General features: G+C 52.1%; 26 protein-coding genes and 4 pseudogenes. 5 read left to right on the forward strand and 25 right to left on the reverse strand.

Features of this window, described 5'->3' with window-relative positions; translation table 11 throughout:
• Positions 1-204: 204 nt before the first annotated feature.
• From MTP36_RS14540 to MTP36_RS14565, 5 genes and pseudogenes are all read right to left on the reverse strand, one after another.
• A pseudogene (locus MTP36_RS14540) lies at positions 205-1,152 on the reverse strand (VirB4-like conjugal transfer ATPase, CD1110 family); the annotation flags it as partial.
• Positions 1,124-1,489: a PrgI family protein gene (locus tag MTP36_RS14545; RefSeq protein ID WP_249251607.1), complete on the reverse strand. Its 366-nt coding sequence runs from the start codon at positions 1,487-1,489 to the stop codon at positions 1,124-1,126. The pseudogene MTP36_RS14540 and the gene MTP36_RS14545, both read right to left, overlap by 29 nt.
• A 13-nt stretch (positions 1,490-1,502) precedes the next feature.
• The gene (locus tag MTP36_RS14550; RefSeq protein ID WP_249251617.1) at positions 1,503-2,369 is read right to left on the reverse strand and encodes a VirB6/TrbL-like conjugal transfer protein, CD1112 family; all 867 of its coding nucleotides are present in this window, start codon (positions 2,367-2,369) and stop codon (positions 1,503-1,505) included.
• A gap of 212 nt (positions 2,370-2,581) precedes the next feature.
• Positions 2,582-2,686 (reverse strand): annotated as a pseudogene (locus MTP36_RS16105) (Maff2 family mobile element protein); the annotation flags it as partial.
• Positions 2,687-2,764: 78 nt separating this feature from the next.
• The gene (locus tag MTP36_RS14565) at positions 2,765-4,375 is read right to left on the reverse strand and encodes a recombinase family protein (RefSeq protein ID WP_249251642.1); all 1,611 of its coding nucleotides are present in this window, start codon (positions 4,373-4,375) and stop codon (positions 2,765-2,767) included.
• A 213-nt stretch (positions 4,376-4,588) separates the two neighbouring features.
• Here MTP36_RS14565 and MTP36_RS14570 point away from each other — a divergent pair, with 213 nt between their 5' ends.
• Positions 4,589-5,128, forward strand: a complete 540-nt coding sequence (locus MTP36_RS14570) for a DUF3795 domain-containing protein (protein WP_055246193.1) — start codon at positions 4,589-4,591, stop codon at positions 5,126-5,128.
• A gap of 61 nt (positions 5,129-5,189) precedes the next feature.
• Here the strand turns inward: MTP36_RS14570 and MTP36_RS14575 are convergent, their stop codons facing one another.
• The 6 genes from MTP36_RS14575 to MTP36_RS14600 all read right to left on the reverse strand — a co-directional run bounded on the left by MTP36_RS14575 (position 5,190) and on the right by MTP36_RS14600 (position 9,345).
• Positions 5,190-5,387: a transposon-encoded TnpW family protein gene (locus MTP36_RS14575; RefSeq protein ID WP_009320846.1), complete on the reverse strand. Its 198-nt coding sequence runs from the start codon at positions 5,385-5,387 to the stop codon at positions 5,190-5,192.
• Positions 5,384-6,241, reverse strand: a complete 858-nt coding sequence (locus MTP36_RS14580) for an ATP-binding protein (RefSeq protein WP_249251646.1) — start codon at positions 6,239-6,241, stop codon at positions 5,384-5,386. The genes MTP36_RS14575 and MTP36_RS14580 overlap by 4 nt, the downstream gene beginning before the upstream one ends.
• Complete coding sequence (locus MTP36_RS14585) at positions 6,238-6,987, reverse strand: phage replisome organizer N-terminal domain-containing protein (RefSeq protein ID WP_249251656.1); 750 nt, start codon at positions 6,985-6,987, stop codon at positions 6,238-6,240. Before MTP36_RS14585 ends, MTP36_RS14580 begins: the two co-directional genes overlap by 4 nt.
• On the reverse strand, positions 6,977-7,168 hold the full coding sequence (locus tag MTP36_RS14590) for a hypothetical protein (protein ID WP_249251664.1): 192 nt from the start codon (positions 7,166-7,168) through the stop codon (positions 6,977-6,979). Before MTP36_RS14590 ends, MTP36_RS14585 begins: the two co-directional genes overlap by 11 nt.
• 184 nt (positions 7,169-7,352) lie before the next feature.
• Entirely contained in the window at positions 7,353-8,975 is a 1,623-nt protein-coding gene (locus MTP36_RS14595; protein WP_249251673.1) for a relaxase/mobilization nuclease domain-containing protein, read from the reverse strand.
• Positions 8,947-9,345 (reverse strand): plasmid mobilization protein, encoded by a 399-nt coding sequence (locus MTP36_RS14600; RefSeq protein ID WP_034479871.1) that lies wholly within the window; start codon positions 9,343-9,345, stop codon positions 8,947-8,949. The genes MTP36_RS14595 and MTP36_RS14600 overlap by 29 nt, the downstream gene beginning before the upstream one ends.
• Positions 9,346-9,420: 75 nt before the next feature.
• On the opposite strand from MTP36_RS14600, the gene MTP36_RS14605 reads away from it, so the two are divergent.
• Entirely contained in the window at positions 9,421-9,933 is a 513-nt protein-coding gene (locus MTP36_RS14605; protein WP_249251675.1) for a hypothetical protein, read from the forward strand.
• Here the strand turns inward: MTP36_RS14605 and MTP36_RS14610 are convergent.
• The 12 genes and pseudogenes from MTP36_RS14610 to MTP36_RS14665 form a co-directional block, all read right to left on the reverse strand.
• Positions 9,878-10,303: a hypothetical protein gene (locus MTP36_RS14610; protein WP_005946134.1), complete on the reverse strand. Its 426-nt coding sequence runs from the start codon at positions 10,301-10,303 to the stop codon at positions 9,878-9,880. The two genes, MTP36_RS14605 and MTP36_RS14610, sit on opposite strands and share 56 nt — an antisense overlap.
• A 42-nt stretch (positions 10,304-10,345) precedes the next feature.
• Positions 10,346-10,543 (reverse strand): helix-turn-helix domain-containing protein, encoded by a 198-nt coding sequence (locus MTP36_RS14615; protein WP_249251677.1) that lies wholly within the window; start codon positions 10,541-10,543, stop codon positions 10,346-10,348.
• Positions 10,521-10,979: an RNA polymerase sigma factor gene (locus tag MTP36_RS14620; RefSeq protein ID WP_023921375.1), complete on the reverse strand. Its 459-nt coding sequence runs from the start codon at positions 10,977-10,979 to the stop codon at positions 10,521-10,523. Before MTP36_RS14620 ends, MTP36_RS14615 begins: the two co-directional genes overlap by 23 nt.
• Before the next feature lie 162 nt (positions 10,980-11,141).
• The gene (locus MTP36_RS14625; protein ID WP_005927795.1) at positions 11,142-11,729 is read right to left on the reverse strand and encodes a DUF2812 domain-containing protein; all 588 of its coding nucleotides are present in this window, start codon (positions 11,727-11,729) and stop codon (positions 11,142-11,144) included.
• On the reverse strand, positions 11,726-12,049 hold the full coding sequence (locus MTP36_RS14630) for a PadR family transcriptional regulator (RefSeq protein ID WP_249251679.1): 324 nt from the start codon (positions 12,047-12,049) through the stop codon (positions 11,726-11,728). Before MTP36_RS14630 ends, MTP36_RS14625 begins: the two co-directional genes overlap by 4 nt.
• A gap of 192 nt (positions 12,050-12,241) precedes the next feature.
• Positions 12,242-12,370: pseudogene (locus tag MTP36_RS14635) on the reverse strand (Maff2 family mobile element protein); the annotation flags it as partial.
• A 139-nt stretch (positions 12,371-12,509) separates the two neighbouring features.
• Positions 12,510-14,249 (reverse strand): VirD4-like conjugal transfer protein, CD1115 family, encoded by a 1,740-nt coding sequence (locus tag MTP36_RS14640; RefSeq protein ID WP_442900293.1) that lies wholly within the window; start codon positions 14,247-14,249, stop codon positions 12,510-12,512.
• A 23-nt stretch (positions 14,250-14,272) separates the two neighbouring features.
• Complete coding sequence (locus MTP36_RS14645) at positions 14,273-14,731, reverse strand: PcfB family protein (protein WP_249251695.1); 459 nt, start codon at positions 14,729-14,731, stop codon at positions 14,273-14,275.
• A 109-nt stretch (positions 14,732-14,840) separates the two neighbouring features.
• The gene (locus MTP36_RS14650; RefSeq protein WP_249251702.1) at positions 14,841-15,290 is read right to left on the reverse strand and encodes a hypothetical protein; all 450 of its coding nucleotides are present in this window, start codon (positions 15,288-15,290) and stop codon (positions 14,841-14,843) included.
• A 66-nt stretch (positions 15,291-15,356) separates the two neighbouring features.
• On the reverse strand, positions 15,357-16,304 hold the full coding sequence (locus tag MTP36_RS14655; protein ID WP_249251712.1) for a ParB/RepB/Spo0J family partition protein: 948 nt from the start codon (positions 16,302-16,304) through the stop codon (positions 15,357-15,359).
• Positions 16,261-17,088: a ParA family protein gene (locus MTP36_RS14660; protein WP_249254441.1), complete on the reverse strand. Its 828-nt coding sequence runs from the start codon at positions 17,086-17,088 to the stop codon at positions 16,261-16,263. The genes MTP36_RS14655 and MTP36_RS14660 overlap by 44 nt, the downstream gene beginning before the upstream one ends.
• 4 nt (positions 17,089-17,092) lie before the next feature.
• Complete coding sequence (locus MTP36_RS14665) at positions 17,093-17,959, reverse strand: DUF6017 domain-containing protein (protein WP_249251722.1); 867 nt, start codon at positions 17,957-17,959, stop codon at positions 17,093-17,095.
• A gap of 789 nt (positions 17,960-18,748) precedes the next feature.
• Here MTP36_RS14665 and MTP36_RS14670 point away from each other — a divergent pair.
• Both MTP36_RS14670 and MTP36_RS14675 read left to right on the forward strand, forming a co-directional pair.
• A complete protein-coding gene (locus MTP36_RS14670; RefSeq protein ID WP_003864537.1) occupies positions 18,749-19,168 on the forward strand; it encodes a nuclear transport factor 2 family protein in 420 nt (139 codons plus the stop codon).
• Between the two features lie 253 nt (positions 19,169-19,421).
• Entirely contained in the window at positions 19,422-21,065 is a 1,644-nt protein-coding gene (locus MTP36_RS14675; protein ID WP_249251730.1) for a recombinase family protein, read from the forward strand.
• Here the strand turns inward: MTP36_RS14675 and MTP36_RS14680 are convergent.
• Positions 21,037-21,105, reverse strand: a pseudogene (locus tag MTP36_RS14680) (hypothetical protein); the annotation flags it as partial. The gene MTP36_RS14675 and the pseudogene MTP36_RS14680 sit on opposite strands and share 29 nt — an antisense overlap.
• A 196-nt stretch (positions 21,106-21,301) precedes the next feature.
• Here MTP36_RS14680 and MTP36_RS14685 point away from each other — a divergent pair.
• A complete protein-coding gene (locus MTP36_RS14685; RefSeq protein ID WP_249251738.1) occupies positions 21,302-22,171 on the forward strand; it encodes a patatin family protein in 870 nt (289 codons plus the stop codon).
• Between the two features lie 280 nt (positions 22,172-22,451).
• Here the strand turns inward: MTP36_RS14685 and MTP36_RS14690 are convergent, their stop codons facing one another.
• The gene (locus tag MTP36_RS14690; RefSeq protein WP_097785312.1) at positions 22,452-24,242 is read right to left on the reverse strand and encodes an ABC transporter ATP-binding protein; all 1,791 of its coding nucleotides are present in this window, start codon (positions 24,240-24,242) and stop codon (positions 22,452-22,454) included.
• Between the last annotated feature and the right edge of the window lie 19 nt (positions 24,243-24,261).

Genomic DNA, 24,261 nt, shown 5'->3' on the forward strand with positions numbered 1-24,261 from the left:
CTCTCGGCCGCCTTCACCGAGCTTCTGACACCGGATGTTTCCATCTTTGGTGCCAGTCGGAGTATTAAGGGGGCGTTTCAGGGCGTTACCCCATCATTCCACCGCTTGGATTGTTAGTTCTCCTAACTTTAGAACCTCGTTCTTTTGTTAGTGCCTGATTTTATCCTTCAACCACGAAGGTTTTGTTCAGGAACGAGTCGCACTGATGTCAATATCATACCCGGCACGGATAGCTTTTTTCTGCTCCTCGATCTTGCTGCGATCCAGTTCCGTGATGGTGCGCTTCACCGTCTTAATGGCACGGTTCTGGTCTACGGACTGGATGTGCATGGTGACGATCTGGCTGGAGTCCATATCCAGAAAATCCTTCAAAAGCTGGTCGCTGATGTCGGATGCCGTGATGCTCAAAAAGCTGGCGGCGCAGAAGATACCGCCCATCTGGAAGGTACGGCTGTTCTTGAACGCAAAGGCGGTGGGCGCAATGGCGTCTTTTACGGAAAGCCCGCTTTTCACAAGGTCTTTCCAGTCAAAGTGAAACTTGCTGGCGCCGTCCATGTTGAACATGTCGTGCATGAGCTTCAGCCGCTGGGCACCGTTCAGGGGCTTTGCCTGCACTCCAAGCCGGTGGAAGTTGTTCAGTAGGTCATTCTGGATGTGGTCGAGTCGGGGCTTGACCTGCGCCATGCTCTCGCCCTCCACACCAAAGGTGATGAATTTGGTCTTGGTCAGACCATTATTGCCCTTGGCAAGCTGCTGGCGCAGCATCTGGGAATACTCCGCACGAACATCATCGAAACCGTCCTTCTGGAACGGAATGCGGATGCTCTTTTCAAATTCGGTGCTGTCGGTTGCCATGTTCACAAAGGACAGTTCAAATTTGATGCTGGAATCGAAGAAGTTCAGAAAACTGCACCATTCCTCGAAAATGGCGGTTTTGTCCTCCTGCTGGGCAAGCTGATAATTGATGTCCTGATACTGGATGGTGCGGGTGTAGTAGTTGGGTTTCACCCGGCAGGTGCCATCCTCAAACATCCGCTGCATGGGGATGGACTGCTGGGCGGTCCGGGGCACAGCGGGCTTTGCGTTCTGTCTGTGCTTCTGCGCAGACTGTGGGCCGCTGTGCTTACCGGTCTTTTTCCAAAACGGGGTCATGGGTCATGCCTCCCTTCATAAGCAGTGCATAGTAGTTGTTGGTCTTGTAGGGGCGAATTTTCGGGCGAAGAAACCGGGACTGCACATAGTACGACAGCAGCTTTTCCATGGGCTGACCGTTTTTCTCGTACATCCCAAGGAAGAACGCCGGAAGCATGACGATCATCATGCCAAGAGTCGCCGCGGTGTTTCCGCCAGAATCCCGGAGAACAAAAAACAGCGGCACTCCAATGAGAGCCGCTGTGCTAAAGCAGACAAGCTGCCGTTTGGTCAGGTTGAACGCGACCTTCGATTTCACTTTCGTCAGGTCACGGGGAACGGAAATATACGCAGCCAATCGAACACCTCCTTTAGTGCGCTCCGAGGACGGATTTCGTCACGGAGCTGGTCTTGAACAGGCTAAAACAGAGCAGAACAGTGTAGCCCACAATGCTCCAAATGGAGTTGATGGCGTCCCCGGAAATTGCCACGCTCTGGATCAGCACGGCATAAATTGCCACGCAGATGAGGATGAGAAAGCCCTGAAAGCCCAATGCGAACAGGCATTTCAGGTAGTTCTGCCCCATGTGCGATTGCTCGTGGTTGCCGAAGGTCGCCATGGGGATGGGTGCAAGGCTCACCATGCAGTAAATTTCAATCATTCTTCCGTAGACGATGACGAAAATCACGATGGACAGGATGCGCATGGTGATACCGATGAAGAAACTTTGCAGGAAAAGCCCGAACAGGGGTCCTACATCCATCTGCATCAGGCTGGATTGCAGCATGGACAAGCCAATGTCGTTGACACGGGTGTTTCCGGCGATGATGCCGCTGGAATCGGACACCACCTTCTGGGTGATGTCGAACACCGCCATCACAATATCGAAGGTGTTGGAGATGAACCAGACGGACACCGCCGTTTTGAAGATCCAGCGCATGATGAGGGCAGGCTCGAACTGCGCCATGTTGTTGTGCTGGGTGATCATCTCAATCAACTCATAACAGGCGATGAAGGTCAGGATGATGCCTGCAATGGGCAGCACCACGTTCCGGGAGAGGGCTTCGATCATAGCGAACACTCTCGGCTCAAAGCTGGAGGGCTTGGTGCCCACCTGCTGGGCGATATTGCCGACCTGCGTGTTCACATCGTCGAACAGCCCACTGAGATTTGACATAATACCTGCCGTCAGGATGCCTTTGATCCAGTCGGCAATGGCTTTGAGAACGGTTTCCATTCAGCAGTCACCGTCCTTAGCTGAAGTGGTTGATAAGGGTCTTGAGGAGATTCAGAAGAAAAATAATGTGGGTCAAAAACTGCATAAGACACCGCCTTTCATTGATGGGTGGAGATTCGTACCGCAATGCGCTCCTTATGATAAAGGGCTGTTATCCACAGCAAAGATAGAGCGATTGCGTATGTACAGGCGGGAAAACCCGCCTGCGGCTCTTAGCCGAACAGACCAGACAGCAGAGGAATGAGGGTGATGCCCACCAGAGCGACACCGCCGCCAGCCATGAGCTGCTTCATGCCCTGAGACTTTGCTGATGTGTTATAAAGAAGTAATAGAAGTGTAAAAAATTTTGCCGTTCCTATCCGGCACTTGCGCATTGTGTCGGATAGGTCGGGCGGTTATTCGGGCAAGTCCACCTTGCCAACAAAAGAATAATAAATCTCAATGTCCTGTCTGCGGGTCTTGTTCTCGTCATAGCTGCACTCATGCACAACGATTTTCTCTACAAACTCCCGCAACAGAGTAGGGGTAAGTTCTTCAAAACTGGTATGCCGCCGGACAACATTCATAAACTTTTCTGCGTTCACGGTGGCTTCCTGTGCTTTGGAAAGCTCCGCTTGGATTGCAGCGGCTCTTTCTTTCAGCTCCCGTTGCTCTGCTTCATAGTCTGCCGACAGTTCTGTGAAACGCTCGTCTGATATGCGCCCGGTCACGCTGTCCTCATACAGCCGCTTGAAGATAGCGGATAACTCGGCTATGCGTTTCTCGGCGGCTTCCAGCTCCTTTTTCTTGGCGGCGTTCCTGCGCTTGCCCCCGTCCTCGTTCTGCTCAATCAAGAGCTTCATAAACCGGGCCTCATGCTTTGCCGCATAGCTGGTCACTTTCCGCAGATTGGAGAGTACACCAGCGGTCAAGAGGTCGGTGCGGATAAAGTGCGCCGTACAGTCATGGGTGCGTTTCTTGTAGTTGCCGCAGATATAACAGTCCTGCTTGCGCTTGTCTGTCTGGTATCGCTGCTGATACATCACACTGCCGCAGTCCGCACAGAACAGTATGCCGGAGAACAAGCCCACTTCATCATAGCGGTTGGGGCGTTTACGCTGCTTGCGTAGCTCCTGCACCCGTTCCCATGTTTGGGTGTCTACGATAGGCTCGTGGTGGTTCTCGAAAATCACTTGCTTTTCCGGGGGATTTTCTACACTGTGCTTGACTTTGTAAGAGAGCTTTTCTGTCTTGAAGTTTACCAGACAGCCTGTGTATTCCCGGTTTTCAAGGATATGCACAACGGTATTGGTCGCCCACTTGCACTCATAGCCGGGGTGGTAGCGGCGGGTGCTGCCCGTCCTGCGGTATTCCAGCGTCCCCGGCGTGGGGATCTGCTGCTCTGTGAGCATACGGGCTATCTTGGTCGGACCGTTCCCGGCAAGGCAGAGGTTGTATATCTGCTTGACTACGGGTGCAGCTTCCTCGTCAATAATGAAATTTTCGTCCTCGTCCATGAGGTAACCATACACAGGCTTGCTTGTGATAGGCTTGCCACTCATGCCCTTTGAGCGTTTTACTGCTTTGATTTTCTTGCTCGTATCTCTCACCAGCCATTCGTTAAAGATATTCCGCAGCGGGGCAAAGTCATTGTCGCCCTGTGCGCTGTCCACTCCGTCATTGATAGCGATGAAGCGGACGCCTTTCTGTGGGAAAATCATTTCCGTGTACATTCCCACTTGCAGGTAGTTTCGCCCTAACCTCGACATATCCTTTACGATAACTGTCCCGACTTTTCCGGCTTCAATGTCCGCAAGCATGGCTTGGAAACCGGGTCTTTGAAAGTTCGCACCAGAATAACCGTCGTCCGTGTACCAGCGCAGATTGGAAAAGCCGTTCTGCTTTGCATAGGTTTCAAGGATACGCTTCTGATTGGAAATGGAATTGCTTTCGCCTTGCAGCTCGTCCTCATGGGAAAGTCTTGGGTAAAGGGCGGTAATTGGTTGTTGGTTGGTCTGTCTTAACATAAAATCCTCCGTTTCCGACAGCCAGCCCCACTATTCCGTACCTTGATTGTACCACATGGGGCGGCTGTCTGTATAGCGGCAAAAGCGTCAAATCTGCTTCTTTATGGTCGGTCAAATCGCCGTTTTTTGTGTAGCAGATGATTGGGATTGCATAGTAGAAAAACTCTTGTTCTTATGGTAAAATGGAGCTAATCAATACAAGGGGGTGTGACAATGAAAGGGTTTGTCCGTAACAATCAGTACCTTTCTCTTTGTGGTCTAAATTGTAAATTATGTCCTATGAATTTGGCAGGGCATTGTTCCGGTTGCGGCGTTGATAATCAAAGTTGTAAAATCGCAAAGTGCAGTATTGAACATGGGAAAATCGAATATTGCTTTCAGTGTACCAGCTTCCCTTGTGACAAATACGCTCATATAGATGATTTTGATTCTTTTATAACTCATCATAATCAAATGAATGACATGGAAAAAGCCAGCCAGATAGGGATTCCCGCCTATAATGCTGAACAGGAAGAAAAGCGCAAATTATTGGATTTCCTCTTGTCACACTATAATGACGGGCGCAGAAAAAATCTATTCTGTGTTGCAGTTAATCTCTTAACGATTAAAGAAATTGAAAATATCTTGCAAACAGTTAAATCCGATAAGGATTTTCAAAGTATGGGGAAGAAAGAACAGGCTTCTGTTATCGCAAAACTGTTGCAGGATATAGCTGCTCCAAAAGGCATTGAGTTGAAACTTCGGAAAAAATAAAGTTGTTACTGATATTCCAGCGGTCATGCTCCCCGGCGTGACCGCTTTTCCATGTCATCACTTATGCGCTGAACGGTGGCGTATGTCCGGCAGCAGCCTCCGCTTCCAGCACTTTCATCATCTTGTCGGCTGCGGTATCGGTTGCGCCCTGCTTGAAGAAGCCGGAAACGGTAAGGACGGAATTGCCCATGCGGATTTCCGTTACACAGTCCGGGCGGCGGTCTGTTTTGGTGGTGCTTGTCTGTTTCGTTTCTGTCATAGGCTCTCCTTTCGCTGCTTCATCAGTTGCTTTAAGCGTTCCAGCTTTTCCTGTGCGGTTTCCTTTCGGAAGTTGCTGCCCGTGAAACGGACGGGGGCGCACATGGAAGTCAGCCTGTCATAGATACGGGCGTGGGGCGTGTCCTGTGGGTGCTGCAATTCCTCCAGCGTGAGGTTGGTCGTGGCGATCAGCGGCTTGCCGCTTCGGTAACGGCTGTCAATCACGCTGTAAACCTGTTCCAGCCCGTACTCTGTCCCTCGCTCCATGCCAAAATCATCAAGTATCAGCAGCGGGTAGCTGCAAAGGCGGGAAATATATTCGTTCCTGCCCTCAAAGCTGGCGGCAAGGTCATTGAGTATCGTTGCAAAGTTTGTCATGCAGACGGCAACCTCTTTTTCCATAAGGGCGTTGGCGATACAGGCGGCGAGGTAGCTTTTTCCTGTCCCCACGCCGCCCCAAAACAGGTAGCCGATATTTTCAGCCTGCATGGTTTCCCAGCTCTCCACATAAAAGCGGGCGGTTTCGGTCTGTGGGTTTCTGCCGTTGTCATGCTCAAATGTCCAGTTTTGCATAGCGGGGTCGGTAAAGCCCCGGCGTTTCAAGTCCTCCACTTTTTCAAGGTGCTTCTGTCGGCTTTCAGCGGCTTCCCGTTTTTCACGGGCTGCCCGGTGGCAGTCGCACTCTGCCGGGTGTCGGTCATGCCCTAACCATTGGGCGGTTTCTTTTGAAAAATAGGCTTCTTTGGGCGTATGGCACTTGCCGCAGTATAAAAGCCCGTCCTCGCCTGTGTAGTCCTCCGCTTCGGCGGTAGTGGCTGTAATGTCCGTAATCATAGCTTCAATCTCGTTTTTCATAAGCTCTCGCCCTCCTTGCATGAATAATCGGGTATGCCCTGTTTCGGGGCAGCCTTGCCTTTGGCAGCGTCCTCCTGCGCCCACTTGTAAATGGTGGCTGCATGGCTGTGGTACTGCTTCCCGGTGGAAGCGATATGGCAGGAAAGCCGGTCAATATAATACTCCAATTTGTCGGGCAGTTCCGCTTTCAGCTCGTCCAGTTCCGTATCGGAAAGAAAAACATTGTTGTATCTGCCATAGCTGCGGGCGGGAGCTTGTCCCGTTTCTAACTCTCTCTCTTTTTCTATCTCTATATCTATCTCTTTCTTTATCTCTATCTCTGGTGGACGAATGTCGGACAAATGTCTGCCGTTTGTCCGGGGTGGTGGCAAAGCCTTGTTTGCAAGCCTTGCCGCCCGTTTTCGTTCCGCTTCGGTAGAGGATTGCCCTATCATCAGTTCAATATCGGTCATGTAGAGCAAGCCGCCGTGTAGCTGCTCCACAAGCCCCAACTGCTGAAAAATCCCTAACGCCCGTTCCACCGTGCCTACCTGCTGACGGGTAAGAGTGGCGATCATCTGTGCTGTGTAAGGGATATTCTCGTCAAGCTGCAACTTGCCGCCGTTTTTCAGCGATTTTAAGTACAGCTTCAAGAGGATATTGGAATATAAAATCCCGTCTTTCATATCTTCCAGCAGCACAATGGAGTCGCTGTCAAAAAAGTTCTCTTTCAGCTTGAGATAGTAATACTTGCGGTTATCTGCCATTGTCCCTGTCCTCCTTTTTCCAACGCTTGGAGTAATACCGGTGGCAGAGGATAATCACGGCTCGGAAACTCTGCTTGCAATCGTGGGTGCAGCCCCGGCAAAGGTCGTTATAGGTAATTCGGTTTCGGTGGTTGAGGAAAAAGCTCCATTCAAGCCGCCGTTTGTTGCTCATGCGTGGCATGGGTGCGCTCCTTTCTGCCGTTTCCGCTGGTGTGGCGGTATCGGCGGTAATTCTGTATCATCTCGGTATCATTTTCGGGGTTTTTCTGCCCTGTAAGCCCGTTAAAAAATCCTTTAGTATTGCGGATAAGGTACGGGGCAGCCCCCTTGTTCTGTATGGGTTCGGGTACATTTGGGGGCGGTTTTTATCGCTCCTGTTCCTGCCTTTTCACAGGCTTACGTTCCCGGCGTAAAATCTGGTCGATATTGCCTTTGACAGTCTGTAAGCGGCGGTATTCCTCCCGTTTTGTCCGGTAATCGTTGTAACCGCTGTTTTTCTCTTTGATAAGGGATTCAATCTCTGCTTGCAGGGCTTTATAGCTCGGCAGCTTGGAAATGCCGTTCTCCCTGAAATAGCGGGCGGCTGCGTCTGCTATGATAAAGTCGCTTTCGTGCTTCTGACGGTAGGCAGCTTTTGCTTTTGCGTTTTTCTGCTGTTTCAGCCCGTCCCGGACAGGGCGGGTCTTGGAATAGGCAAGCACCTGCCGTTGCAGCTCCTTTTTCCCGTCCAGCGTCTTTTCCACCTGCTTCAGCTCTGTAAGGCTTTCCTGCATGGCGGCATAGGCGGCAGAACAGGCTTCGTCCAATTCCTCCGGGGAAGAAAAGCCGTACTGCTGGTAGGCGGTAACGGTAGCTGCCATCTGCTTTAGGTTGTGCTTTGCCGCCCAGCGGTCATAGCCCACGCCCTTGCCCTCGGCTCGCTTGGCTTCCCGGTCAACCATGCGCTGCAAGGTGTTGTCTGCCGGGGTGGTTTTTGTGGCTTTTTCCTCCCGCAAGCGTCCCTTTTGGGTGTGGGGGTATTCCGGTATGGCTTTGATCTGTTCGGCGGCTCTGTGGGCGTTCTGTGTGAGCAGGGCAAGGACAGTAGCCTTGTCAAAATCGTCCCCCAGCTTCCGGGCTGTGATAGGCTTTGTCCTGTCCGGCGTAAGGTAGGAAAGCCTTCCCCGGCTTTCCTTGACGGTCACGCCCTCCCGCAGCAAAAGGGAAGAAAACTCGTCAAAGCTGGCGGCTTGGGAAAGTGCCTGCCGTATCGTCCGGCGCAGCTTCGCCTTGTCCGTTTCAAACTTGGTGGGCTTGGTCGGCTGTCCTGCGGCTTCTCTGGCGGCGTTCTCTTTATCAAGGGCAAGCTGCCCTTTCTTTGCCGCCCAGTATTCCTGTTCCGTTATCCGTTCCTTGCTGCCGCTTAGGAGGTCGATTTGGTAAAGCCCCTCCCGGTGGCACATCTCCATGACTTCACTCTTGAAATATTCCATGGCGGCGTTGGTGCAGCGGTGCTTGCAGCCCTCCCGTGTGTCGGCGGGTCTGTCCATGTAGGGCAGAAGCGGGACTTCGTAAATCCGCAGGGAGTTGATGACGATATGCACATGGATATTGCCGCTGTGGTTATGCCCGTCCGGGTGGGTGCATACAAGGGCTTGGTGTCCGGGGAAATGTGCCTTGCAGAACTGCTCGCCCAGCTCCTGCGCCCGGTCTACGGTCAAGCCGTTGTCTGTTCCGTCCCGTGGGTCAAAGCTGATGATATAGTGGTGGCTTTTCACATCTTCCCGTTTTTGGTTTTTCTCATGGCGGAGATTGGCTCGCATACAGGCAACAGCGAAATCCTCGTCCCCGCAGTTAAGGGAAGAAATGCGGTAATCCTCCCTCGGTATCAGCCGCCTGTTTTCATCAAGGGTGGGCTTCATGGTAAACTCGTCATGTTCAAATGTGAGATAGGCTTCCGCTGCGCCATAGTCCGCATTTTTAGAGCTGATATGTTTGAATGTTGCCAACAGCGTCACCCACTTTCTGCAAGACTTCAAACTTTAGGGCAGCAAGGTCGGAAACCGCCGCCCGTACCTCCCCGGCAAGCTGCGGGTAGGGGCTGTGCCACTCATTCAGCGTCCGAGCTATCTGGTTTAAGTTGCCGCCGATCCTGCCGTATTCGGCGGTCAGCTTCCCAACAGCGGCAAGCAGCTCGTCATTGACGGGGGAAACGGTTATGATGGGGCGTATGGCTGCCCCGGTTATGGCTTGCCGGATAAACTCGGCTTGGCTCATGTTGCAGGCAGAAAGCCTTTCCGCAAACTCGGCATATTCTTCCTCGGTCATGCGTGTCTTGACTACCCGGCTGCGGTGCGGCGTGTTGTATCGTTTTCGCATGGTAAAAAACCTCCTTTCTGTGCGTGGTATCCTCTCACTAATAGGAGAAAAACAGGGGGTAAAGCGGAACTGTTTTTGAAAAATCCGAAAAATTATTTTGAGGGATTTTTAAGCGGCGCAAGCCGTATAAGCAGGGTTTGGGGAAGGCACTCCCCAACAAGATTCCCGCAGGGGCAAAATGAGCGAAAAGCGAATTTTGGTACTGCGGTAGAATCTTGCTCTAAAAAACTACCGCTTTCCTCGGCGGCTCTGGTTTGCGGATATACTGGCTTGCTCCACCAATATAGCGATTGCGGCGGCGTGTTCTGCCCGCTGTTCACCACTACAACGGTGAAAAGGGGGCGTTTTGGCAAACGCAGCGGAAATTTTTTTGTTTTCCCTGTCTGCTCCCTACAACAATCCGGCGGTGTGGTTTGCCAAAGATTTTTGAAAATGGGCGCAAAAAAAGCAGTAAACCTTTTCAAGATTTACTGCTTATCTGCCGCTGTGATGGGCGGTGGTATTAAATTGTCAGCCGTTTTTCAAATGGAATTTATCTGCAATCGCTTTCTTTCCGCTTTCCAATTCCTTTTCTGTAATCTTCCATAATCCTAACGCAATGATCTGCTATCTTTTGCATTCCGAGTTCTTCAAAAAAGGCAATTTGTATTTTCATCAGTTCTTCACAAACAGTCAACTTCTGCTCATCCATATTGCTAATAGCAAGCCATGGGAACGCTTTATATTTCTTAGTGTCCCCAATGAGAAAATTGTACCCTATCAACTCATTTTCACGGAAAACGAAATAGAATTGTGGGCCTGAACCTGGAACTGACTTTTCCATAATTTGCTGCATTGTTTTCACGCCGCCGTATGCCGGAAAAAAACCTATTCGCTCAAGAGCATTTAATATGTCAATCCTTTTATCTGTGGGTATGTCTCTATAATTGATAATCTGTTCCATTTGCTCTACCCTCATTGAAGTTTAATTTGTCAGGCTCTAATTATACAACTTTTCTGTTTAGCGGTCAAAGCGGAACTTCAACAGGCTTTCTATCAGTTGCCTGACGATATGCTCCTGCATATCCGTGTTAATCTGTCCGTCTATTTTCGCACAAGAGCGGATATATCCCGCATAATGGGATAGGACGGCGGCAACAGCTTCCGGGTCGCCCTCGCTTGACTTAACGATTGTCTCATAGGGAAGTAGCTGGCTCATAGGACAAACCCTCCAACTCTGCCCGTAGCCGCCGTAAAATCATCTGAATACGCCGCCCGGTTGTGTTGCCAGCCCGTCCATATCTCCGTCCAATCTCCCTATGCGTCAATCGTTGGAAGTAGTACAAGAAAATGATTTCCTGTTCCATCTGTGATAGTGCGGACAGGGCTGCGGCAAGCTCTGGACTTTCCAAAAGCACCATCTGACCACAGACGAAAAGCGGATAGCTGGTCATGCCGGATTGCTCCGCAAAGTATTTATCTGTGGTACTGAATGGATAGTGTTTTTCTTCTATCAGATATTCAAGCGAGATTTCCCGCTTGCGGCGGCTCCGTATGCTCCGGGCTGCGTCTATGGCAGCGTGGCGAATAACAGTCTTGCAAAAGGCATCGTGTGTATGCCGGATATGTTCTTGATACTTTTCGTGTTCGGTCATGGAAAATCCCCCTTTCTGAATAATGGCAGAGGGCGGCAGCATCTTGTGCTGTCGCCCTCTTGATTACCGAACAGCAAAGACGGGCGGGGCTGTCAACGGCGGCACATTTCCGCCGTTCATCTTGACCGTTGACAGGCTCGGCTGGATTTGCTATTTATTTCCTCACCATTCCTGTGTCTTGGCTTCCTTCCGGATTTTCATTATCTGTATTTGATATATACTGCCAGGAATTACAGAAACCAACGCAAAAATACCAAAGATTATAGACTGCTTTGTAACTGCGAATAGTGCAAACATGAGCAGTAGAAATAGCCACGGATTGCGTAAGTTGCGATAATATTTTTCTTTATCGTCATAAGAGGTATGGAGTTCAAAAGGCTTTCCATCATTTGCTTTTTCCACAATCAAGATTTCTCGATTAAAAGTTGTTGTGTTTGTCGCAATACGACCGCCCCTTTCTGCCCATGGGCGCCAGCGAACTTTTCCAACAGAATAGTTTAGATTGATATTTTTAAAAAACACCTTATATCCCATATCCTCCAAAAAATTAGCATAATCTATTGAACTCTCTTTTGATTTTTCTCCGATAAACTCTACACAATAGGTCACTTCATCGGGCTTGCATTTTTCAAATTCGTATAACAGTTTTCCTGTCCGAACAAGTCGATAACCCTTTTCAGACATTTTGTTTAGCCATTTTTCCTGCGTATTTAGCAATCCGCCAAAAAAGCGATAACATTTTTTACTCATACTGCACCTCCAATAATTTCACTTGCAATGCTTACAAGTTCATTTAGTCTTGCAAGCTCTTTTTCTGCAATTTCTTTTCCCTGTGTTGTAATGTGGTATTCTTTTTTTCTTCCCTCACTATCTCCATAAGGTTCAATCCACTTCTTGTCCTGCAAAGAGTTTAATGCTCCATATAAAGTGCCTGCGCCTAACGAAAGCCGCCCGCCCGTTTTTTCTTCAACAAACTGCATAACGGCGTATCCGTGTTTTGGTGTATAAAGAGAGAGTAAAATATAAAAGGTCACTTCTGTAAGTGCGCCACTTTTTGCATTGTCTCTCATAGTCCAGCCTCCTTATTACGGTTACTGTAATAAATATATCACTAACCGTAATATAAGTCAAGCAGATTCAAGGAAATTATTTAAGGGGCATGAAAATGGAGCAGCAACATTTTCGTGTTACTGCTCCACTTTGATACAGAATAGTAGGGTACGCTGTTCTCAATTTGTGTTGTTGCTTCTTTACCGTATATGAGCATTGGAGCCGGGGTTGTCGTTACCATAGCCTTCCAGCAGGTTGATGGCACCCCAAACGCCGAGACCGGCACCCAGAGCGACAACCAGAGTCTGAAGAACTTCGATAGCAGAGTTAAAGAATTCCATAGTCGTTTCTCCTTTATTTTGAAAAAATTGTAGACCGTCCGTACACACCTGAAGCTGCCTATTGAAGCCGCGAACTGCGGCGAGAGTGGACTTTCTGGTGTACCTCTCTGGTCCGGGTAAAATTAAACCGTCTACCGGGTCAGGCAGACGGGAGCGAATCAGCGTCCACCACGATGAACTCATCACTGGGGTGGATTTTTTCTTTTCGGTTCAGATATTTTTCAATATCGAAAGTGTTTTTAGGGTCATAGTCCGAGGTCAACTTGTAGTTGGGGTGCTGGGTCAGGTCGTATTTGTCCGAGAGAAACGGTCTGACGCCACGCAGCTGCAAAATGCACTTGCCGCCGTCCAGCACCGCCAGCTCGTCCCGGCTCAATAATTCGTGACCCATCTTCTGGAACGTAGTGCCGTAGCTGGGGCTGTTGCCACGGGTGTCCGAGGTGTTGAAGGCATCAATCGTTTCTTTGCCTAGTATTTCGGACAAGTCTTTCAGGGTGGTAGGTTCGGAGCCGCCCAGAAAAATTTGAGAATCCATGTTGCCCACGATGGTGTCCGCATTGTCTTTGTAGATGGCTTTCAACTGGCTACGGGCTTGCAGTACCAGACAGGCCGAGATCTCACGGCTGCGGATGGTGGCTACCAGCTTTTCCAGATTGGGGATCTGCCCGATGTTGGCGCACTCGTCGATGAGACACCGCACATGGATGGGCAGCTTGCCGCCGTACACATCATCTGCTTTGTCGCACAGCAGATTGAAAAGCTGGGTGTAGACCATGCTGATGAGGAAGTTGAAGGTGCTGTCCGTATCGCTCATGATGAGGAACAGCGCCGTTTTCTTATCGCCCAGCGTGTCCAGTTGCAGCTCATCGTACATGGTGAGGTCACGCAGTTCTTGGATGTCGAAGGGAGCGAGCCTCGCGCCGCAGGAAATGAGGATGGATTTTGCGGTCTTTCCGGCGGCCAGCTTGTAAAGTTTGTACTGCCGCCCGGCAAAGGAGTTGGGCTTCTTTTTTGCCAGTTCTTCAAACAGCAGATCCACCGGGTTCTGGTATTCCTCGTCGTCCTCCAGCACCTGCATGGTGTTGAGCATTTCCAGCAGGGTAGCAAAGTTTTGTTCCTCCACCGGGGCTTCATAATGCAGATAGGCGATCAGGGCGGTGAGCAAAAGACGCTCCGATTTTTCCCAGAATGGGTCCCCGCCGGACCCTTCACCCTTGGTGTTGGTCATCAGGGTCGTAACAAGTTTCAGAATGTCCTTTTCGCTGTGAACATAGGCGAAGGGGTTGTAGTGCATCGACTTTTTGAAGTTGATGGTGTTCAGGATTTTCAGCTTGTAACCGTTTTTCAGAAGTGCGTTCCCGCACTCGACCACGATACTACCTTTTGGGTCAGTGACCACATAGGAACTGTGACATTGTAAAAGGTTGGGTTTAAGCCAGAATCTCGTCTTGCCGCTGCCGGAGCCGCCCACCACCAGCACATTTTTGTTCCGGGCGTTTTTGGGGTCCGGTGGGCGGTTGGACATCATCAGCCGTTCCGTTTTGGTCAGGATAATGTTGTCGGCAAACTTGGGAGCCATGAACGGCTCAATGTCCTTGGGGGTGCCCCACCGGGCAGAGCCGTACTCCATGCCGTGGCGGTACTTCTTGGCGTTTTTTCCACGCAAATAGACCGCCAGCCGTAACCCTGCACCGCAGCACAAGCCCACCAGCAGATCCAGAGGGTGCAGACTGGGCAGAGGATTTGCAAACGCCATCGGGATGGTGCCCATCATAGACATGATCTTATCACCCAGTTCCTTGCCCTCCGCAAGCTGCCATACTTCGCCAAAGTTGGTTGCCACCAGCCCCAGCAAAATATAGGGCAGATACAGTGCCATCAGCTTTGTCAGCTTTTTCGTGGTCACAGTCCACGCTCCTGTTCCTTATGCCGGACTTTGCCGGGGAGTTCTGCCGCCGCCTGCACCAGTTCATGCAATCGTGCCAGCACCGAGGGGCGTTTGTCCTTGTTCAGCAGGGATGCCGAATACTCCTTGAACGCCGAGTGAAAGGCTTCTGCATCCGGGGCTTTGAAAAAGACCAGATACCGGGGCGGCACTTCAGAGCTGTCCTTGCGGATGGCATAGTCGATACCGTACTTTTTGGCATAGCGTTCCAAACCACGGATGCCGGTCTTGCTGATCTCCACGCTGGACACGCCACGGTTTTGCCGTAACAGGGTGCGGACACTTTGCTTGCCTTGGGATGCCTTGGACTGGTACATCCGAAACGCCGCCTTTACCGCCCGCAGGACAGTCCGGGCAGACAGCTTTGTGGTGGAGATTATCAGGTTGAAGGATTTCTGTTCGATTTCTTCCTGCATCGTTCATCACCATCCCTTGCCGCCTGCATCAGAGCAGCCACGAAGAAGCCGAAAAAAGCACCTGCTTCAAAAAATGCGAAACCGATAAAAAAGTTCAGCATGGCGTACCTCAGTCGATACAGATGCAGGTCAGCTTCTGCCCATCTGCCATCAGGGTGGTGCTGTGGCTTTCCAGATAGGTCTGAAAGCGGTAAATATCCTCCACCGTCAGGGATACGATGGAACTGTGCCCATCGGTGCGGTAGAAGATGACCGGACCGGTCAGGTACCGCTTGCCTGCCAGCTTGAGGACCTGCGCCGGATTGTAGCTGATAAACAGCGGCGCACCCTTCACGGAAATCAGGGCATCGTCCTCGTCAAAACAAGGCAGAACGGAAGGGGCATCCTCCTCCATGATAATGGTCAGCTCCATGTCGGGACCGATGGCGGCAAGGTAGACATTCTCGCTTGCCATTTCGCTCAAGCAGGATGCCGCCTGCTTCAGCATGGTCAGGATGTTCACATCCACCGTGATCTGCGGGGCGTGAGTTGCGGGGTGAAAAGGAATCGTGTTGTTCATAGGCGTTACCTCCAAATTTTTGCAAACAAAAAAAGACCCCATCGGGTCTCTTGGTTCAGTCTGCGCTCAACGCGCTTCTTCCTGCTTCTTTTGTTTTGCCTGCTGCTTTTTCAGTTGCCACTGGTCGAGCAGCTTGATGATGATGTTTTCCATCTGCCGGGGCGTGTAGTTGCGCGGAAAGTATTTCCGCAGAGTTTCGTTTTTGATGGTCACGGTGTCCAGTTCGCTTTTCTTTTCCTCGTTCATAATGTCGTAGACAGCATCGTAGTCAAACTCGCCCTGCTGTGCCAGCTTTTTTATCCGAATGGCTTGCGAAAGAGAGGGCGCATTCTGGGAAGCATCCATTGCTTCTAAAAAATCTTGCTGCTGTTTTGCATCAAGATAAGACAATTCGACCGCAGGGTTAAAAGAGATTTTCTTTTCGTCCACCATGTCCAGTAGTTCAGGGACAAGATTGGTGAGCCGAATGAAACGCTGGACTTGTCTGCCGCTTTCATCAGTGGCTTTTCCGACTTCATCAGCGGCTTCCAACTTCCCGACAACTTGTCGGGAAGTTAAATCCGACCTAGCACCTTGATTTTTTATCGCATCCAGCTTCATCTTGTACGCAAATGCCCTCTCACTCGGTAGGATGTGTTCTCTCTGCAAATTGGAATCGACCATCAATATCGTGGCGGCATCATCCTTCATATTGCGCACAATGACTGGCACGGTGTCCAGATGGGCAAGCTCTGCGGCGTGTTTCCGGCGGTGCCCGGAGATGATCTCATAGCCGTCACCGTCCGAGCGAGGGCGGGCAATCAGCGGAGCCAGCACACCGTACTGTGCGATGCTTTCCACCGTCCGGGTCATAGCTTCATCGTCCAGCACTTTGAAAGGGTGGTTGGTGAAGGGGTGCAGCGCATCAATAGGAATCTGCTGTACCTGTTCCCGTTGCTCCTCTTGTCGGTTTTCCTCGGTGGAAAACAGGTCATCTAGCCCTTTCAGAGCTAAGTTTCCGCTGTCGATCGGCATCCGCCAGCACCTCCTTTGCAAGAGATTGGTAGGCTTCTGCCACCTTGCCTTTGGGGTCATGCTGGAAAATGCTCTTGCCTGCCGCACTGGTTTCAGCCGCACGGACCGACCGGGGGATGGTCTGCTCAAACACCTTCAGGTGCTTTCCGTATGCCTGCCGGATCAGATTGCTGATCTGCTTTCCGTAGTTGGTGCGGCTGTCGGTCATAGTCAGCAAGATACCCTCAATTCTCAACTTCGGGTTGATCTGCCGCCGGACCTTCTGCACCGTCTGCAAAAGCTGTTCCAAGCCTTTTGCGGAAAGATACTGCGCCTGCACGGGAATCAGGGCAGCGTCTGCCGCCGCCAGTGCGTTGATGGTGAGCATCCCCAGCGAGGGCATACAGTCCAGCAGGATATAATCGTACTCCCGCTTTGCCCCCTCCAACACCTGTTTCAGCATCTTTTCCCGGTTCATGCTGTTTACCAGAGCCACTTCCAGTCCTGCCAGTTCGATGTTCGCAGGAATCAGGTCAACGCCCTCCGCATGGTGCAGGATACCTTCGCCGGGCGGAATGGGCTGGTCGTTCATGGCTTTCTGCATCAGAGTGGACAGGGTGGTGGGCAGTTCATCGGGCTGCTGCCAGCCCATGCTGATGGTCAATGACCCCTGTGGGTCGGTGTCCACCAGCAGGACTTTTTTGCCCTCCATTGCCAGCCCGATGCCAAGATTTTCACAGGTGGTGCTTTTTCCGACACCACCTTTTTGATTGGTGACTGCAATAATCGTAGCTTTCTTTGCGATAACATCACCCCGCTTTCGGAGAACCGCGCGCAAAGTCGTGGTTCGTTTTGTTTTGATAGTAGAGGTTCATGGTGGTGGGCGCATTGTAGAGCATCGCCAGCAGATACTGCTTCATGTTCCGCACCGGGGCAGTGTTTTCTGCCAGCGAATCCAGCACAAAGCGGATGTGGTCGGCATTCAGCTTTTTCAGCCGACTGCGTACCACCTCGGCAGGCTTGTCATCTCCGGCGATCCGCAACATCTTGCGTTTGGTAGAACAGGTGTCCACAAGTAAGTCCACGATCTGGTAGATGGTGTCCTCCTCGTCCGGGCAGAGCCGGAGAAGCAGCTCGACCTCCAACGCCTGATAAAAATAATCCTCAAGCTGCTCCCGGATGCCCTCGGAATAGATAGGGTCAGGATCGTTCCACTCTGTTTTATTCTTATCAGTCTTATTTGCTTGCGGTTTTGGCTGTACCAGAATTGCGCTTTCGGCAGCACCAGAATTGCTGTTTGGGCAATTCTGTACTTGCGCTTTTGGCAGTCCAGACGAAAAGTCCTTGACGTAGATCAGACTGGGTCTGCCCAGACCACGGCGTTTGCGCTCGATGAGGTCGATGCCCTCCAGTTCCCGGAACAGCTTGACCGCCTTGTGCTCGGCGCAGCAGAGGGATTCCTGCACTTCCCGGACGGTGTAGATGATATACACCCGCCCCTGCTCGTCCAGCCAGCCGTTTTTCACCGACAGGCTCATGCGGTCCAGCAGGATGCCGTACAGCGTCCGGGCATCGGTGGAGAGCTGCCGGAAACGGCAGTCTTGGAACAGTGCCTTTGGGATGCGGAAGTAGGAGAACAGTTCGCCCGACTGCCCATAGAAGTAGTCCAGCGTCATTTGGTGTGTCCTCGGATTTTCAACTGTGTGGGTGTGTTCATGTGGAAAACCTCCTTCCTGATTTCTGCAAAAGAAAAAGCTCACCTTCCTTTTTTGAAAGTGAGCTATGTAAAAGCAAAACGGTAACAGTAAGTGTCGAGTTTCGTACCCAAAAATTCTTGGGTACGGTTCTGGGTACAAAGAGCCATTTTAGACACGAAAAGACACCAAAAGTTACGTCAAAGTACACAAAGGTGGTTTTGCGGAACTATGAGATAGTTACAAGATTTCACAAGAAAAACGGGATTTCAAAATTAGCGACGTTCTCATAACCGCTTGGTCGCGGGTTCAAGTCCTGCCTGGCCCACCATACAGTTCGTACTCGAACCCGATTCTTTACGAAAAAGGGTTCGGGTACGTTTTTTGTTTATCGGAGGTTCTGCGGAAGGACTACTCGGAACGGTAAACGAGCAAAGGCAGGGTATCACTATGATAGTGGTATCCTGCCTTTTGTTTTGCGGAATCAAGTTCGCTTTGTGCGAACTTGGTCGTCACCCTATATGACGCATTGGGGGCAATCGCTGCGTACGTGCGTACCGGGAGAGCGTGTACACCTCTGGCAAGGTGTAACACACTAGACTTTGTCCCAAAGTCCGTGTGCTAAGGGGTCAAGCCCCTTAGAATCCCTGCGGATCGTGTACGCACGTACGCAGAAAAATGGCAAAATTTCACTATATCGGGGTGTTCTTTCATGGTGGAGTGTGGTATACTCGGCTTAGCCCAGTAAATCGGAAGTTATGGAGGTACTTTATGAACGAGAGAGAAAAAATTATCCGATTATGGTTTGATATGTGGATTAAGAAAGCAGATTTAGGAATTGACAATATTTTTACAGATGATGTTGTATATACTGAGAGTTGGAGTCCTAAATATGAAAACCGCAAAACGGTAAAGCACTGGTTTGACGAATGGAATACACGCGGAAGTGTTCTTGTCTGGGAGATTAAGCAATTTTTTCATCAAGGCAATCAAACAATCGTGGAGTGGTATTTTAAAAGCAAAATGAATAATGGAAATGTTGAAGAATTTGACGGAATATCTTTAATTGTATGGACACAGGATAACAAAATAAAATCATTAAAAGAGTTTGGTTGCAATCTTCATAATTACAATCCATATCGAGATAGTGATATTCCCGTATTTCGAGAAGAAAAAGCAAATTGGTTTTGAGAGGACTATAAATTCCAGTTTGCCGTACTCGTTCCAGCAGGGTTTGGGGCAGGCACGCCCCAACAAGAAGCTGTCCCAAAGTGGCAAGAATTTTCAAGAATTGAAAATTTGTGGCCACGGGACGATTCTTGCTCTCCCCTTTTTCGCTGCGTTTCGCAATTTTCACATTTCAATCTGCTCGCAGATTGTTGACAAGCTGCGCTTGACCCGATACTATAAAGGCAAGTCGAATACGCGCCAAGGAGGTGCAACCATGACCGCCGTGATCTACGCCCGCTATTCATCCGACAGCCAGCGTGAAGCGTCCATTGAGGGGCAGCTGCGCGACTGCAAGGACTACGCCGAGAAGAACGGTATCACCGTGGTCGGCACCTATATCGACCGTGCCTACTCTGCCAAAACGGATGACCGCCCAGACTTTCAGCGGATGATCAAGGACAGCGGAAAGAAAATCTTCGACGTAGTTCTGGTCTGGAAGCTGGACCGCTTTGCCCGGAACCGATTCGATGCCGTGAACTACAAGTACCAGCTGGAAAAGAACGGTGTCCATCTGGTGTCTGTCATGGAACCCATCTCGCAGGGGCCTGAAGGCATTATGGTGGAGAGTATGCTGATTGGCATGGCGGAATACTATTCCGCCGAACTCGCCCTGAAAGTGGCGCGCGGTGAGCGCGAAAATGCCCTCCAGTGCAAGTACAACGGCGGTGTGGTGCCGCTGGGCTTCACCATCGGCAAGGAGGACAGGCTGTACCATATCGACCCGGAAACGGCTCCCATCGTGCAGGAGATCTTCACCCGGTACGCCGACGGCGAACCGGCTGAGAAGATTGCAGCATCCCTGAATGAGCGCGGCCTGCGTACCCGCACCGGGAAGCCGTTCGTAAAGAACAGCTTCTTCCAGATCTTCCGCAACCGCCGCTACATCGGCGAATACCGCTACAAGGACATTGTGACGCCGGGCGGCATTCCGGCTATTGTTGACCAGGATTTGTTCGACCGGGTGCAGCAGCGTTTCGAGCAGAACAGGATCGCCCACGGTCGGCCTGCAAAAGAGGATGTGAGCTATCTGCTGACCACTAAGCTGTTCTGTGGCAAGTGCGGCACCCTGATGGGCGGCGAAAGCGGCACCAGCCACATGGGGAACACCTACTATTATTACAAGTGCGGCAACGCCAAACGCCACGGCAAGGCGCACTGCGACCTGAAAGCCATCCGCAAGGAGCCGCTGGAACGGTTCGTGGTGGATACCGCCATTAAGGTGATTTTCAGCGATGAAATCATCGAACGGCTGATAGATTTGGTCATGGATGCCCAGCAGAAGGAGAACACCCGGCTGCCTGTCCTGAAAGAGCAGCTCCGGGACACGGAGAAGCGGCTGGCAAACCTTCTGGAAGCCATTGAACAGGGCATCCTGACCCCGACCACCAAGCAGCGGTTGGACGAGCTGGAAGCCCGGAAAGAAGCCCTGAACACCAGCATTCTGGAAGAAGAGCTGAAAAAGCCCGTCCTGACCCGTGAGTGGATTCGGTTCTGGCTTGAAAAATTCCGCAAGGGTGACGTGGGCAGCACGGAACACCAGCGGCAGATCATTGATACCTTTGTCAACTCGGTCTACGTTTTTGACGACCGGGTCGTGCTCAATTTCAACTTCACGGACGATTCCAAAACCATCTCCCGTGAAGAGGTGTTGGGTTCGAGTGCTGTGGACAATGCTCCACCAAAAAAGCACGAAGGTTTCGGCCTTCGTGCTTCTTTTTTGCTCATTCGTACAGTTCCTTGCTCATCTGGTTGCGAATCTCTTTGCGCCGCTTGTCATAGGCCTGCGTGTAGATTGCAAGGGTCGTACTGGGCTGAGCGTGTCCGGCTTCTGCGGCCACCGTTGCCACGCCGATATTAGGGTTCGACAACAAAATGCTGACGAAGGTGTGCCGGAACATATGCGGATGGATTTTCTCGATTAGGGGTACATATCACAGAGCACATGATACGCTGGCCGTTTTTGTTTGCCCCCATTACGGCAGATCCTGCTTTCTGCCGCAAATTGCATCAGATCCCGCCGTTTGCTCAATGAGTATTTCCCGCCGTCCCGTTATACTGGGAGGGAAATGGAATTAAACGATGGAGGAACAGACCATGAAATACGGTGTCATCGATGTGGGTGGCGGCCTGCGGGGCATTTACGGCGCTGGCGTGCTGGACCGCTGCCTGGAGGAGGACCTCCGCTTCGATCTCTGCATCGGCGTTTCGGCGGGCAGCGCCAATATGGCGTCCTATCTGGCAGGCCAGCATGGGCGGAACAAGCCCTTTTACGATGAATACTCCTTCCGCAGGGAGTACATGAGCGTGCACAACCTCATCCGCAAGCACTCCTATCTCGATCTGGGCTATGTCTACGGCACCCTCAGCAATGCAGGCGGCGAGAATCCGCTGGATTACGCGGCGCTTGCCCGCAGCCCGGCAGAGCTCTGCGTGGTGGCCGCTAATGCACAGAACGGCGAGGCGCAGTATTTCACCAAGGCAGACCTCCACCCGGACGACTACCGCGTCCTCATGGCGTCCTGCTGCATCCCGGTCATCGACCAGCCCTGCGTCATCGACGGCGTGCCTTATTTTGATGGCGGCCTGGCCGACCCCGTCCCGCTGGAATGGGCCTTTGCCCACGGCTGCGACCGGGTGGCTCTCATCCTGACCAAGCCCATCGGGCTGGTGAGTAGTGATGCCCGGGACAAGCATCTGGCACACCTGCTGCAGTCGCATTACCCCGCTGCAGCCGAGGGGCTGCGCCGCCGGGCATGGCGGTACAACACAACTGTCCAGCGGGCGCGGGAGCTGGAGCGACAGGGCCTTGTCTGCATCATCGCCCCGGACAGCACCGAGGGAATGTCCACCCTGACCAAGAACCGCGCCTGCCTTGAAAAAATGTACGCCAAAGGCAAACAGGACGCCGAAGCGCTGGTGCGGTGGATGCAAAACACCAAACAAGATGAATCGGTGGGCACCTAGAGATGAAACCCGTTCACTTCCCTTGACAATATCCGCCCCGGACATTATAAGATGATGTGTACATACGGACAAAGGAGCCTGGAGTGGTATCGCTCTGGGCTTTTTGCATTTTGTTGTTCTGCTGCGGACAGATAGAGTGGGTCCGCAGCAGAGGAGTGGAAAACCTCCTTCCCGATTTCTGCAAAAGAAAAAGCTCACCTTCAATTTTAGAAAGTGAGCCATGTAAATCCAAAGAAAAAAGACACCCTTTCGGGTGTCTTTTTTTGTATTTCAGGCGCTTTTATTCCCCATCCTCTGCGGGCAGCTGGTTCCACAGGCGGTAGTAGACGCCCTGCTTTTCCAGCAGCTGGGCGTGGGTACCCTCTTCCACGATTCCCTCCTCGCCCAGCACAAGGATACGGTCGTAGTCCTTGATGGTGGTCAGGCGGTGGGCGATGGTCAGGGTGGTGCGGCCATGCGCCAGCTTTTCAAGGCTCTGTCCCACAAGGATCTCGCTCTCGTTGTCCAGTGCGCTGGTGGCTTCGTCCAGAATCAGGATGGGCGGGTTCTTCAGGAATACCCGGGCAATGGCGATGCGCTGCTTCTGTCCGCCGGACAGCTTGACGCCGCGCTCGCCCACATAGGTGTCGTAGCCGTCCTTCAGCGCAAGGATGAACTTTTCCGCGCCCGCCAGCCGGGCGGCGGCTTCGATCTCCTGCCGGGTGGCGCCGGGCTTGCCGTAGGCGATGTTCTGCGCCACCGTGCCGCTGAACAGGTACACGTCCTGCTGCACGATGCCGATATCCTGCCGCAGGCTCTTCAGGGTGACCCGGCGGATATCCTGTCCGTCAATGAGGATGCGGCCGCTGGTCACCTCGTAAAAGCGGGGGATCAGGTTGCACAGGGTAGTTTTGCCGCCGCCGGAGGCACCCACCAGCGCCAGACGCTCCCCGGCGCGGATGTCCAGACTGACGTCATGCAGCACCTTGTTGTGGTCGTCCGGGTACTCAAAGCACACCTTCTCGAACCGGATCTCGCCGGGGCCGGGCTGCAATGGCACTGCGTCCGGTGCGTCCTTGATGGCAACCGGGGTGTCCATGATCTCGGCAAAGCGCTCGATGCCGGTCATGCCGCGCTGGAACTGCTCGGCAAACTCCACGATGCGCCGGATGGTGGCGATAAGGGTGGTGACGTAGAGCATATAGGCCACAAGGTCACCGGCGGTGATCTTACCGTACACCAGCGACAGGCCGCCCGCCAGAATGACCACCAGATACATCAACCCGTCAAACAGGCGGGTGGAGGTGTTGAAGGCGCCCATGGCGTAGTAGCCAAGGGTCTTGATCTGCTCAAAGGCGCGGTTGCCCCTGGCAAACTTTTCCCGCTCCTCGTCCTCGGCGGCAAAGGCCTTGACCACGCCCTGTCCCAGCAGGCTGTCCTCAATGGTGGAGTTCAGCTCGCCGATCTGGACGCGCTGCTGGCGAAACCGCGCCCGCAGACGTCCGTTCAGGTACACCGACACCACGCCCATCAGCGGCACACAGGCAAACACTGCCAAGGTCAGCGGGATGCTGGCGCGGCACAGGATGACAAAGGACGCCACGATCTTGATGCCCGCGATAAAGAACTCCTCCGGGCAGTGGTGGGCGAACTCGGTCACATCAAACAAATCGTTGGTGATGCGCCCCATGATGGTGCCCACCTTGGTGTTGTTGTAGTAGGTGTGATCCAGCTGCAACAGGTGGTCAAAGGCATCGCGGCGCATATCCGTTTCGATATGCACGCCCATGATGTGGCCGATGCTGGACATATAGTAGCTGGCTGCGCCGTCGATGATGCGCAGCACAAAGTAGAGTGCCGCCAGCTTCAGCACGATGCCCGCCGTCAGGGTGATGCCCACCCCCATGGCGGAGTTGGTGATGGTGCTCATGATCTTGGGCAGCACGATATCGCACAGGGTCGTCAGCGCTGCGCAGAACAGATCAAGGCACAGCACCATCTTATAGTTTGCCAGATACGGCAGAAAACGCCGGATCAGCGCACCGCTGCTTGCGTGGTGCGCCCCGGGGTCGTTGGTTTTGGTTTTCGGCATGGTTCCTCCGTTTTTATCG

The sequence above is a fragment of the Faecalibacterium sp. I4-1-79 genome, assembly GCF_023347235.1.
GTDB lineage: Bacteria > Bacillota > Clostridia > Oscillospirales > Ruminococcaceae > Faecalibacterium > Faecalibacterium tardum.

Coding starts and splice junctions, on each gene's coding strand:
- MTP36_RS14550 (WP_249251617.1), bottom strand. CDS start 2,369: ATGGAAACCGTTCTCAAAGCCATTGCCGACTGGATCAAAGGCATCCTG.
- MTP36_RS14565 (WP_249251642.1), bottom strand. CDS start 4,375: ATGTTAAGACAGACCAACCAACAACCAATTACCGCCCTTTACCCAAGA.
- MTP36_RS14570 (WP_055246193.1), top strand. CDS start 4,589: ATGAAAGGGTTTGTCCGTAACAATCAGTACCTTTCTCTTTGTGGTCTA.
- MTP36_RS14575 (WP_009320846.1), bottom strand. CDS start 5,387: ATGACAGAAACGAAACAGACAAGCACCACCAAAACAGACCGCCGCCCG.
- MTP36_RS14580 (WP_249251646.1), bottom strand. CDS start 6,241: ATGAAAAACGAGATTGAAGCTATGATTACGGACATTACAGCCACTACC.
- MTP36_RS14585 (WP_249251656.1), bottom strand. CDS start 6,987: ATGGCAGATAACCGCAAGTATTACTATCTCAAGCTGAAAGAGAACTTT.
- MTP36_RS14590 (WP_249251664.1), bottom strand. CDS start 7,168: ATGCCACGCATGAGCAACAAACGGCGGCTTGAATGGAGCTTTTTCCTC.
- MTP36_RS14600 (WP_034479871.1), bottom strand. CDS start 9,345: ATGCGAAAACGATACAACACGCCGCACCGCAGCCGGGTAGTCAAGACA.
- MTP36_RS14610 (WP_005946134.1), bottom strand. CDS start 10,303: ATGAGGGTAGAGCAAATGGAACAGATTATCAATTATAGAGACATACCC.
- MTP36_RS14615 (WP_249251677.1), bottom strand. CDS start 10,543: ATGAGCCAGCTACTTCCCTATGAGACAATCGTTAAGTCAAGCGAGGGC.
- MTP36_RS14620 (WP_023921375.1), bottom strand. CDS start 10,979: ATGACCGAACACGAAAAGTATCAAGAACATATCCGGCATACACACGAT.
- MTP36_RS14625 (WP_005927795.1), bottom strand. CDS start 11,729: ATGAGTAAAAAATGTTATCGCTTTTTTGGCGGATTGCTAAATACGCAG.
- MTP36_RS14630 (WP_249251679.1), bottom strand. CDS start 12,049: ATGAGAGACAATGCAAAAAGTGGCGCACTTACAGAAGTGACCTTTTAT.
- MTP36_RS14640 (WP_442900293.1), bottom strand. CDS start 14,249: ATGGCACTGTATCTGCCCTATATTTTGCTGGGGCTGGTGGCAACCAAC.
- MTP36_RS14645 (WP_249251695.1), bottom strand. CDS start 14,731: ATGCAGGAAGAAATCGAACAGAAATCCTTCAACCTGATAATCTCCACC.
- MTP36_RS14650 (WP_249251702.1), bottom strand. CDS start 15,290: ATGAACAACACGATTCCTTTTCACCCCGCAACTCACGCCCCGCAGATC.
- MTP36_RS14655 (WP_249251712.1), bottom strand. CDS start 16,304: ATGCCGATCGACAGCGGAAACTTAGCTCTGAAAGGGCTAGATGACCTG.
- MTP36_RS14665 (WP_249251722.1), bottom strand. CDS start 17,959: ATGACGCTGGACTACTTCTATGGGCAGTCGGGCGAACTGTTCTCCTAC.
- MTP36_RS14670 (WP_003864537.1), top strand. CDS start 18,749: ATGAACGAGAGAGAAAAAATTATCCGATTATGGTTTGATATGTGGATT.
- MTP36_RS14675 (WP_249251730.1), top strand. CDS start 19,422: ATGACCGCCGTGATCTACGCCCGCTATTCATCCGACAGCCAGCGTGAA.
- MTP36_RS14685 (WP_249251738.1), top strand. CDS start 21,302: ATGAAATACGGTGTCATCGATGTGGGTGGCGGCCTGCGGGGCATTTAC.
- MTP36_RS14690 (WP_097785312.1), bottom strand. CDS start 24,242: ATGCCGAAAACCAAAACCAACGACCCCGGGGCGCACCACGCAAGCAGC.